At 34.7% G+C, this 11,334-nt stretch carries 10 protein-coding genes and 6 tRNA genes; 3 read left to right on the forward strand and 13 right to left on the reverse strand.

Annotated elements, in window-relative coordinates:
• Positions 1-29: 29 nt before the first annotated feature.
• The 12 genes from phoU to BUB12_RS02490 all read right to left on the reverse strand — a co-directional run bounded on the left by phoU (position 30) and on the right by BUB12_RS02490 (position 8,776).
• Positions 30-689: a phosphate signaling complex protein PhoU gene (gene phoU / locus BUB12_RS02435; protein ID WP_072887637.1), complete on the reverse strand. Its 660-nt coding sequence runs from the start codon at positions 687-689 to the stop codon at positions 30-32.
• Between the two features lie 130 nt (positions 690-819).
• On the reverse strand, positions 820-2,952 hold the full coding sequence (locus tag BUB12_RS02440; RefSeq protein WP_072887639.1) for a peptidoglycan D,D-transpeptidase FtsI family protein: 2,133 nt from the start codon (positions 2,950-2,952) through the stop codon (positions 820-822).
• Between the two features lie 73 nt (positions 2,953-3,025).
• Positions 3,026-4,294 (reverse strand): MFS transporter, encoded by a 1,269-nt coding sequence (locus BUB12_RS02445; RefSeq protein WP_072887641.1) that lies wholly within the window; start codon positions 4,292-4,294, stop codon positions 3,026-3,028.
• A 124-nt stretch (positions 4,295-4,418) separates the two neighbouring features.
• Entirely contained in the window at positions 4,419-5,030 is a 612-nt protein-coding gene (locus BUB12_RS02450; RefSeq protein WP_072887643.1) for a superoxide dismutase, read from the reverse strand.
• Between the two features lie 182 nt (positions 5,031-5,212).
• Positions 5,213-5,288 (reverse strand) — tRNA-Phe (locus BUB12_RS02455).
• A gap of 150 nt (positions 5,289-5,438) precedes the next feature.
• Positions 5,439-5,531, reverse strand: a tRNA-Ser gene (locus tag BUB12_RS02460).
• Positions 5,532-5,545: 14 nt separating this feature from the next.
• A tRNA-Ile gene (locus tag BUB12_RS02465) sits at positions 5,546-5,622 on the reverse strand.
• An 18-nt stretch (positions 5,623-5,640) separates the two neighbouring features.
• A tRNA-His gene (locus BUB12_RS02470) sits at positions 5,641-5,716 on the reverse strand.
• Between the two features lie 20 nt (positions 5,717-5,736).
• Positions 5,737-5,813, reverse strand: a tRNA-Met gene (locus BUB12_RS02475).
• A gap of 3 nt (positions 5,814-5,816) precedes the next feature.
• Positions 5,817-5,891: transfer RNA gene (locus BUB12_RS02480), tRNA-Asn, on the reverse strand.
• Between the two features lie 382 nt (positions 5,892-6,273).
• Positions 6,274-7,899 carry a Na/Pi cotransporter family protein gene (locus tag BUB12_RS02485; protein ID WP_072887645.1) on the reverse strand — a complete coding sequence of 542 codons (1,626 nt, stop codon included), beginning with the start codon at positions 7,897-7,899 and terminating at the stop codon, positions 6,274-6,276.
• Positions 7,900-8,143: 244 nt separating this feature from the next.
• A complete protein-coding gene (locus BUB12_RS02490; RefSeq protein ID WP_072887693.1) occupies positions 8,144-8,776 on the reverse strand; it encodes an NfeD family protein in 633 nt (210 codons plus the stop codon).
• A 69-nt stretch (positions 8,777-8,845) separates the two neighbouring features.
• On the opposite strand from BUB12_RS02490, the gene BUB12_RS02495 reads away from it, so the two are divergent.
• Positions 8,846-9,160: a hypothetical protein gene (locus BUB12_RS02495; RefSeq protein ID WP_072887646.1), complete on the forward strand. Its 315-nt coding sequence runs from the start codon at positions 8,846-8,848 to the stop codon at positions 9,158-9,160.
• 31 nt (positions 9,161-9,191) lie between these two features.
• Here BUB12_RS02495 and BUB12_RS02500 read toward each other — a convergent pair whose 3' ends face one another.
• The gene (locus BUB12_RS02500; RefSeq protein WP_072887648.1) at positions 9,192-9,602 is read right to left on the reverse strand and encodes an MATE family efflux transporter; all 411 of its coding nucleotides are present in this window, start codon (positions 9,600-9,602) and stop codon (positions 9,192-9,194) included.
• A gap of 160 nt (positions 9,603-9,762) precedes the next feature.
• Here BUB12_RS02500 and BUB12_RS02505 point away from each other — a divergent pair, with 160 nt between their 5' ends.
• Both BUB12_RS02505 and BUB12_RS02510 read left to right on the forward strand, forming a co-directional pair.
• Positions 9,763-10,047, forward strand: coding sequence for a DUF2624 domain-containing protein (locus BUB12_RS02505; RefSeq protein WP_072887650.1), 285 nt, complete (start codon positions 9,763-9,765; stop codon positions 10,045-10,047).
• A 763-nt stretch (positions 10,048-10,810) separates the two neighbouring features.
• Positions 10,811-11,334: transposase (locus BUB12_RS02510; RefSeq protein WP_143155588.1), on the forward strand; the 524-nt coding region annotated here is incomplete at its 3' end.

The following is an 11,334-nucleotide window of genomic DNA, read 5'->3' on the forward strand; positions in this document are numbered from 1 at the left end:
TCAGAGTTGTTTAGCCCCTAGCTCTGTACTTAGTAGTTTAGGTTTACGTTTTCGCCTTTAACGAGGAACAAAATACTTTCCCCTATATTCGTAATGTGATCAGCAAATCTTTCTAAATATCGAGCAGTAAATGCTATTTGCATTACGTATTGGATCTCATTTGGGTCTGTTGCTGTTTCACTTAATAATTCCGTTACAATAGTCTTATATAACTTATCTACTTTATCATCCAATTCAGGTAATTTTCGTGCTACAGAAATATCTTCGTATTTAAATGCATTCATAGCTGTGTCAAGCATTTGAAGAGTTAAGTCACGCATTTGCTTTAAGTCTTCTGGTATCTTTATTAAATTATCTTCTCCTAGATGAATTGTTGCTTTTGCAATATTCTTAGCATTATCACCCATTCTTTCAATATCAGTTACGATTCTAAGAGCAATAATTAACCGACGTAAATCAGTTGCAACTGGTTGCTGTTTAGCAATTAATAGGGTTGTTTTATCATTAATTTCCATTTCTTTTTTATCGATTACTTTATCATTTGTTATGACCTCGTTCGCTAATGATACATCCTGATTGTATAAAGCATCAATTGCAACACGTAACGCTTTTTCACTTATATTAGCTAAATCAACGATATCTTGTTTTATTTCATCCAGCTGATTATGAAATTGTCCCCGAATTGTCATATAACCTCTCCTATCCATGTAGATTAGTTTAATTATCTAATTAAATCGTATCCCAATAATATAAAGAGGTTATTAATAGTATGTAAAATTTATGTAAAAAAACCTAGATCACTGAGGACCTAGGTTTTATTTATTCATCATTATTTTGATCTGATTCTTCATCAGTCTCTTCAGTCTCATCATCTTGATTATTACCTGCTCTTTGTTCTTTAAGTTCAAAATAGGCATCTAATATTCGTGTACCAATGACATTGTTAATGGGGTGCTGTTGAGACACACCTCGACCAGTTTTAGGAACAACTACAGCAAATGCAACTTCTGGATCATCAAATGGTGCATAGCCTACTAACGTTAAATTCAAAGTATATACCATGTTACCATCTTCATCTGTAAATTCGTATTCTGCTGTTCCCGTCTTTCCAGCTGGATTATATTCTTTATCCTTAAAGTAGGAATATGCTGTCCCACCTTGGGTTTGAAAAACTTGCCTAAACCCTTCTTGAACACGTTCAACTAATGATTGGTCCATATCGACCCTATTCAAACTTTCTGCATTTACCGATTGGTAAATAGATCCTAGACCGGTTGAATCTGGTTCTCGGACTTCTTTTAACAAGCGAGGTCGTACGCGGTATCCATCATTTGCGATTGTAGAAACGTATTGAGCTAACTGCAATGTTGTAAAGGTATCATACTGGCCAATTGCATAGTCCATTAGTAGACCTGCTTTTAAAAGAGTTCCTTTTACTCCAGTTGCTTCGTTTGGGTAATCAATTCCAGTTTTAACTCCTAATCCCAACTGAGCAAAATAGTTTCTCATTTCACGAAATGCATCCGGGTTAAATCTTGCCGTCTCACCATTAGGAAATGGATAGCGATTTTCTCCCCCCATTTTAAGAGCAACATAAAACATATAAACGTTTGATGAGCGCCTTAAGGCACCGTAATCATTTAATACACCTAATCCCGTTGTCCATGAACCCTTTGGCTCATCTCCTCCAATTCTAATTGGACTATCACGAAAAGAACTTCCAGGTTTAATAACTCCTGATTCGTATCCGGCTAATATGGTTGCACCTTTTACAACAGATCCGGGTTGGTGAGCATCATAGATAGTACGAAAAGAAACATTTTTAAAATCATTTTCCTTTCTATCATAACGTTGTCCACTTATGGCTAGTATCTCACCTGTTTTAGGATTCATCATAACTGCTAAAGCATCATCCATATACCGATTTCCTTGAGGATGTTTTTCAATAGCCGTTTTGAGTTCTTCCCGTAATATTTCGTCCACTTGTTTTTGTAGCTCCATATCAACCGTTAATACTAAGTCTTTTCCACTCTTCCCTTCAACAACAGTTTCCGAGTCGATTACTTTTCCTTTTTTAGTTGTATATTGTATTTGTTCTTTTCTACCTCGAAGAAGTTCTTCATACTGCAGTTCTAATCCACTACGGCCCACTCGGTCGTTCCTACTATAACCTCTAGTCAAATAATAATCTTCATTATCTGCAAGAATTCCTTCTGATTGATCCGTTATTTTCCCTATGAGATTCTGTAATGTATCTCCGTATGGAAAATCTCTATCCCAATCTGTTGTTGCGTTAATTCCTGGTAATTCATCCAAATGTTCAGCAACTTTTGCATATTCTTCAGGAGTGACATTTACATTCTTAACGATTTGTGGTGTTAAAGAAAATGCTTTATCTAATTCCTTTTTAATATGGATAACTTCTAGTTCTTCTTCAGTAAAATTACTAATTTCTTCATCTGTAATCCTACTCATAATTGTACTATATTCTTCTCCACTATCCATTTCAGCAGCTTCTTCAACCGTTATACGACTCTTTGCTTCTTCTTCGTTGAGTAAATACCAATAGTCTTTCTTATCGCGATCCGTAATTCTGTTGATAAATTCTCCATCTTCATCCTTCATACTAATGAACTCTGATAATTTAACAGCTACATCTAATCTGTCTTTTGCCTGAACTCCTTTGGGTGGAGTATACGTAATAGCATATAATGGTGCATTATCGACGATTACATTATAATTACGATCGTACATTTTCCCTCTTGGTACAGGTATTTTAGTCGTGTCTTTTATCGTTCGGTCAATTTCTTTTTGGAAATCTTCCCCATTTAAAATTTGCACAACACCTAACTGTACAATTAAGACCGAAAACATTAAAAATACAATAAAGAATAATATATTTAACCGAAAGGGAAGCTGAGCTTTTTTCTTTTTCTTCTTTTTCTCTACCATTTTTTATTCTCTCCCCAAAATAACTATCTATTTCATTCATTATAGCATGTATAAGTTACATGAATAATATATATTAACGTTTTTTTTCATCAGAAATTTCTTCCTGCACAATTACTTTCTTCTTAGGAGACGTTAAATGTACTTTTCTGACAAAAATATAAATAAACAGTTGAAGTGCACCAAAGATAACTAACAGGATAGGAATAATTGTATCTGCATCAAAGAAGGAAATAGCTAGTAGGAAAAAGAGGATTGATATAACTCTTCCAATATTAAGAAAGAATTCACGTACAACGATATACTCAATCCGTAATTCCTTCGCATTCCTCGCTTTACCAATTACGTCATAGGTCATGGAGACATAAGGCACATTGATAATCGGATAAGCTATCCCAATTAATATCCCATAGATAATTAAAGTCGTAAAACTCGCATGGGTTAAAATTATAAACAGTGAGAGGTAAAGAATTAGGCTTCCTATTAATATGGCACGTTTACGTCTAGTTGGTTTGATAAACTTCGTTGCTAAAAAATAGAAAACAAAAGAAAAGCCAGAGAAAAATAAATTAAACATCCCTAATGAAAGTTCACTCTGTGTTACGATATAAATCCATATCGTAATCACAAACATAAATATACCTTCACGCAGCCCTTGGAATACATGGGCGTTTAAGATTCTATTCCAATTCTTATTACGCTTTCTCTCTCTAACTATTTTTTTGAAATAAAAAAATCCTTCTGCTTGTCTTCTTTTAATAAAAAAACTCGTAATGACAGCTAAAATAAATAGTGCAAATGATGAAGTAAAAATAATTGTGTAGCCTACGTTTTCAGGCATACGTGAGATTATAAAACCTGCAGAAATTGGTGCAATCATCCCACCAAACGATTGCAGTACACCAAGAAAACCATTAAAGAAATCTCGTGTCTCAGGTTCGGTTATTTCAAAGGTTAAAACATTAAATGCTAACCAGTAGAAACCATATCCAACCCCTAAAACACTCCCTAAAATAAAATTATACGTTGCGGCTTTTTCTGCTATCACTAATACACTTAAAAAAAATAGCGATAAAAAAATGACTCCTAATCGTAAAACAATTACTCTGTCAATTTTTTTCGCAATTTTTCCTGCTAAAATAAATGTGATTGGCTGGAAAATAAAAATCGCTAAATTATAAATCGCAATTGTAATATAATCACCAGCTTGTTTCCATAGATAAATATTTACAAATGTATTGGATAAATAAATCCCAAGTGAATATAGACCACCAATTAGCAAAAGAAAAATCAAATCACGATTAATCTCCGTGGTTCCAAAAATTTTTTGTAGATTTCTGTGCATATCGAATTGCTCCTTTTCTCTATTTATAGTTTGAGCAAAACAATAACAGATATGCACTTGCTTTTCTGATATAAAAGTAAAAAGAAAGCATGGAATTGATATTCCATGCTTTCTTATCGAACAATTATTTAGCTTCGTTATAGTTTTTAGCAACCTCATCCCAATTAACTACATTCCAAAATGCTTTTGCATAATCAGGGCGTTTGTTTTGATATTTTAAGTAGTAAGCATGCTCCCAAACATCTAGACCAAGTAATGGAGTTTTACCTTCCATTAAAGGTGTATCTTGGTTAGGAGTTGATGTAACTTCTAACTCACCATTATTAAGTACTAACCATGCCCAACCTGAACCAAAACGAGTAGCAGCAGCACTTTCGAACTCTTCTTTAAACTTATCTAAACTACCAAATTTTGCATTTAGTTTGTCAGCTAGTTCTCCTGTTGGTTCTCCACCACCATTTGGAGATAATACTTTCCAGAATAAGCTATGGTTCGCATGGCCACCACCGTTATTGCGTACTGCAGTACGGATGTTTTCTGGTACAGCATCTAAGTTACTAACTAGATCCTCGATTGATTTGTCTTGAAGGTCTGCATGTCCTTCTAGAGCACCATTTAATTTTGTTACATAAGTATTATGATGCTTTGTATGATGGATGTTCATTGTTTCTTTGTCAATATGTGGCTCTAATGCATCATATGCATAAGGCAATTCTGGTAATTGATAGTTTCCCATTAAAACTCCTCCTCAAAATTAAATTATTATATCAGGATGGAAAAATCACCCTTTAGTGAAAGATTATCAGAGCTTAACAGCAGTTGCAAATTATTTGCATAGGTTATTACTATGTAAATAGTTTTAATATAAATTAACAAAAAAAAACAAGCACATTTGCTTGTCTAAATTAAAGAAAGATATGGTGGCTCGGGACGGAATCGAACCGCCGACACACGGATTTTCAGTCCGTTGCTCTACCGACTGAGCTACCGAGCCATGTAATAAAAAGATGATCATTCAAAGATGCACTATGCTAGTCGTACAGTAATTCAAGGTAGTAATTCTCCTCACAAAACCTACTATGATGTTACTCAAGAGGTTTACGGTTTTTCTACTGATTATACTACCGAGTGTATAGAATATGTATGGAGGAGGTAGAGGGATTCGAACCCCCGCGCGGTTTGACCCGCCTGTCGGTTTTCAAGACCGATCCCTTCAGCCAGACTTGGGTATACCTCCGTATAAGAAAATCATGGTGGACCCTGCAGGACTCGAACCTGCGACCGATCGGTTATGAGCCGATAGCTCTAACCAACTGAGCTAAGGGTCCAGATTACATTTCTAAAAATGGGGCGACCGGTGGGAATCGAACCCACGAATGCCGGAGCCACAATCCGGTGCGTTAACCACTTCGCCACGACCGCCATGGTAAATTTTTAAAAAATGGTAGCGGCGGAGGGGATCGAACCCACGACCTCACGGGTATGAACCGTACGCTCTCGCCAGCTGAGCTACGCCGCCACATGGCTCCACAGGTAGGATTCGAACCTACGACCGATCGGTTAACAGCCGATTGCTCTACCACTGAGCTACTGTGGAATAATTTAAGCTGAATTACTTACCATTTATAAAACTTATCCCAGGATAGTTACCCCTGCGTCTTCTAGCAATTACGAGGATGTAGATTCCTCGGGGTTACTCGTAGCATATTCGGTGGAAGTAATGCTCGTTGCTCTACCACTGAGCTACTGTGGAATAATAAATAATATTCTTATTAGCAACGCTATTAAATATAGCATGTTCGACATTGTTTGTCAATAAAATTTTCTATGTATGTCTTTTAAAGAACAATAATTACTATAGCATCTTATTTAATAGTTTGCAACTACAAAACTAAAAATAAAATAATTCTAAATAGATTTCCTTATCCTGTAAAAAACATGCTATTTCAATAAAGAAATAGCATGTTTTTAAATAATCTTTATTCACCTAGTACTTCCTCAGCGATATTTACTGCATGGTCGCCAATACGTTCAAGGTTACTTATAATATCAACGAATACAATACCTGCAGAGCCACTACATACTCCCTCATTCACTCGGATAATATGCTTTTTACGATAATTTCTTTCCATCTTATCAATTTCATCTTCTTTTTGTACTACTGCTAACGCTTCTTCTCGATCCATACTATCTAATGCTTTCACTGCTTGTTTCACCGTTAATATCGTTAAATCAAACATATTATTTAAATCTTCTTGTGCTTGTTCGGTTAATTGAACTTTATTAGAAATTTTATAATCAATTAACTCTATAATATTTTCAAAATGGTCACCAATTCGCTCAATATCACGAACGGAATCCATCATGGCCGTATGTTTTGCACTTTCTGCTTCTGTCATTGATCGCCCAGATAATTCAATAAGGTAATCAGTTATTTTACGATCCAAGTTGTTTAATGCACCCTCAACTTGCATAGCCATTTCTGAATGTTTTTGTTGATTTGTTGTTAAGTACAAATTGGTTTCCTCTAGACCTTTAGCTGCATATTCACCCATGCGTACTACTTCAGCTTTAGCTTGTTCTAATGCTAAAGAAGAAGATTGTTGAATGAATATTGGGTCTAAATGTTTTGGTTTATATTCAATAATGACATCTTTACCTGGAATAATTTTTGTTACTAACCATGCCAACGCACCAACAAACGGTAATTGGATTAATGTATTAGTGATGTTAAATGTACCGTGAGCAAAAGCAATTGTCATTGGTTCATTTAAGTCAAATTGAGTTTGTAGGAACAAAATTAGTTGAGTAAATAAACCTAAGAACACAATAAAAATTGTTGCCCCAACTAAGTTAAAAATAACATGAGTATAGGCTGCTCTTTTAGCTGCAACAGAAGCACCCAATGATGCGAGTACTGCTGTAATAGTAGTACCTAAGTTATCACCAAATAAGACTGGGATTGCTGCCCGTAATTCTATAGCACCTTCTGCAAATAACCCTTGCAGAATCCCAATAGTGGCACTGGAGCTTTGTACAATTAGTGTAAACACTGTTCCAATTACTACACCAAGGATTGGATTATCACTCATACTAACCGTTAATTCATGGAAAGATTCTAATGATCTTAATGGTTTCATTCCGCTACTCATTAATTCTAATCCAAAGAATAGAGCACCGAATCCAAACACTGCTTGGCCTACTGCAGTTACTTTTTTATTTTTAAAGAAGAATAGTAGGAAACAACCTACTGCTATTATTGGTAATGCATAAGCACCTATATCAAAACCAATGATAAACGCTGTAACAGTTGTACCTATATTGGCCCCCATAATAACACCAATAGCTTGTCTCAATGTCATAAATCCAGCATTTACCAATCCTACTGTTAAAACAGTTGTACCTGAACTACTCTGAATTAAAATTGTTACAATTATTCCTGCAATAACCCCCATTATCGGGTTACTAGTAAAACGATCTAATATATCACGCAACCGATCCCCAGCAGATTTTTGTAGTCCTTCCCCCATATATTTAATACCAAGTAAGAAAATACCTAATCCACCAAAAAACTCAAATAGGAGTGTCTGTAAATCGAATTCCAATTGTTACTCCGTCCCTTCTTTATGTTGAAATATGTTTGTTTATTAGTAAGACGTCCTTCACTATTATTCTTGAAGATATACTTTTTGTAAATAGTATTAATAAATAATTAACATTAAATTTACAATTGAGTATAGAAAATAAGCTCTCTTCTTTTTTTACCCTAAGAATCCTTTATTATTCTTAAAGCCATAAACAAAAAAAGAATTCCCTATTCCATTTTAGAATGGGGAATTCTATACCTACTTATTTTTTATTTTTTTCCACTAAGATTTTTGTTCCGTCGACTTGGACAACTGTAATTGCACTCCCTTTTTCAATCCATTGTCCATTTGAAAGTGCACTATAGTCTTTATTATCAATTCGAATCGTTCCAACTGGTCTTAGATCATTCAATGTTATCCCTTCTAAACCTACTAGATCTTTATAGGCTTCATTCATAGAATTATAACCTGCTTCAGTAGTCAGTCTGTCCTTAAGTGTAATTTTCGTCCACATGTCACGCTTCTTAAATACTTTTAAGAAGAAGAATGACAATCCTCCTCCAATTAACACACCTAAGACAGCGTATACGCCACCAGCAAAGGATTGTGCTGGCAATGCAACAGAAACAATCATACTAGCTACCCCAATTGTAGCTAACGTTCCATCATTTAACACCTTACCATCTATAATAATTAGTAATAATCCAATAAAATACAAAATAAGCATAATGATAAGAGAGCCTGTTTCTAAGTATACTGTAAAATACACTGTTATAAATCCTATACCTAATAATCCGAATAAACCACGCATATTTACAAGGATCTCTCCAAATAAAAATAATGTAGCCAATCCTGTAATAACAAAACCAATCCAATCATACGTAAATATTTCCACCATACATCCCTCCTCTACAATACATATACGTTTTCAGTTTACATTGGGTTTCATTTAAGGAGTAATAATATGAAAAGATTTTTACTTTTCCTATTCAGTATACTATTTTTAATCAGTGTATATAAAGATTTATCTACTGGAATAGAAATTAATAAGGAAGAAAATTTCGAGGTACCTTCAATAAACGAAGAGAATCCTTCTTTTAGTGTAGTTAAAATTAAAATAATGCCAGGAGATACATTTATTTCTATAATGGATAATATTAATGAGCAAAACATACAAAACTTTGATCAAATGATTGCCGATTTTAAATCACTTAATCCTAATTCCGATCCCTATCAATTACAAGTTGAAACCTTTTATTATTTTCCTTTGTACAAGTAAAAAGAGGCTGATTGAGCATCAGCCTCTTTATTTAGACAAAGGGGACTATAAACAGCGTGATTAATATTGAAATTACACCTGCTGCAATTGCTATATTACCTAAAGTTTCTGCATCACGATTTCTAGCTACAAAACCTACGATAATCCCAGCACCTCCTAGGATAATCGGTAACCAGAAGAATGAAGCAATTGATAATGCTAAGGCAATCCAGCCTACCGCTGTATTCGCTTGAGCACCTACATCATCATCAGTGCTAACTCGTTCACCTCTATAGTCATCTGCAGTTAATTCTGCAGCTGTTTCTTCATCACGATTACTATATGTCGCAATATATCCTGGTGAATCGAAATTTTTCGGTGCATTTGGTTCTATATCTTCATCTAAGGTTCCACCGTGATTAGGAGCATCTTCTACATCATCCTTACGATTGTAATCATCCATAATTACTGACCTCCTTTTATCCAACTTTGAGGTGCAGTTATAGTGTATGGTAAAGTCAAATAATTATAATGTTACTTTTTGGTACATTTAACAAAACATGTTGCACTCTATTTTCATATACATATATGTATAACAAATGACAATAAAAAGGAGATTGTTTATGTCAGTTTTTATTAAAGAACTTGTTTTAAATAAAATGAGGAATTTAACAACCCAAGATATAGTAAAAAATGCCAGAAAATATGATTTCACAATATCAGAAGAAGAAGCAAAACATATTAATAATTATTTAAAAAACAATAAAGTTGATCCCTTTAAAGAAAGAGACAGAAAAATTATGTTAAAAGAACTAGCAAAAATTACAGACACCGAAACAGCAAAAAAAGCAAACAAATTATTTTTGAAGCTAATAAAACAATATGGATTAGAATCCATGATGGATTAAATAAATCTGCAATCAACAAGAATTTGGGCTAACAAGATGTAGGTCATGCAAACATTGCCATAAAAGGAATTAGGTCGGGCGAGTAATCGTAAGCACAAACAAGTAATGCTACGCAGCAGGCTGGTAAATAACTCAATCTCTATAATACAAAGTTGAACAATTACCTTGAGGGTAGGTAGAATGTTAGTCTTTAGGTGTAATCTATTTTTTAATGAATTATTCAATTCTGATGTAACTGCTTTGTTGATTTGCACTGCGGACAGTCGCTTTCCGTGGGCACTGCCTCAGCCAGGCAACCTCTTGAATATACATCAGTGCAGCCTTGCACCGAGGAATGATGCTACCGTGTGAAAGTGGAAGACGCAGGTGCATCAAGTGGGGGCTTCGATCACGTGCTGTTCCCGCAGGAAAAATGTTTTCGGTGGGGCGAGTAATCGCAGTCCCAAGGAAGGCTAAGTCAGAGGAGCATCGCACGCAGAATATGCAAATGGAAATGCATTTTCAAGGATTCGACTGCCCTCCGCTCCAATCAACTAGTGAAATTGCAGTAGGTCCATAATTCTTATTGTCTAAGAATACTTACTAGCGTAAGAAATACACGTAGACTCCGGCGGGAGCAGAGGCATAGGTGAGACCCCACAGTGCGTTAGCGAGGGCACTGAAAAAGTCCCTTTATAAAATTTTGTGTAAGTTAGTATTATTTTGTGATTAATGTAAACGATTCTATTATAATAAAGGTAACAGTTGGAAAGTGGTGAGTTCGTTGTTACAGAAACAAGAATCGTTTACGTTAAGTTCATATACAGATCTGTATGATCTGGTTGTTCCTGAAGATAATTTATTACGTCAAATGAATGAACTAGTTGATTTTTCATTTATCTTAGATGAATTAAAAGAAAAATACTGTTTAGATAATGGTCGTAATGCAGTTTCTCCTATTAGAATGTTTAAGTATTTATTATTAAAAACTATCTTCGATATATCAGATGTTGACGTGGTGGAACGTTCTAAGTATGATATGTCATTTAAGTATTTTTTGAACTATGCACCGGAAGACAAAGTAATTCATCCCAGTTCATTGACGAAGTTTCGTCGAACACGATTAGTTGACATGGATTTATTGGATATGTTGATTCATAAATCAGTTGAAATTGCTCTTGAACACGGATTAATAGAGTCGAAGACAATCATAGTTGATGCAACACACTCTGCATCACGTTACTGTGCAAAAACAGCGAAGGAGTTCCTTCAAGAGAAATCAAAACAATTACGTAAAACAATTTATCA

It is taken from the genome of Ornithinibacillus halophilus, from assembly GCF_900129485.1.
Classification (GTDB): Bacteria; Bacillota; Bacilli; order Bacillales; family Amphibacillaceae; genus Ornithinibacillus; species Ornithinibacillus halophilus.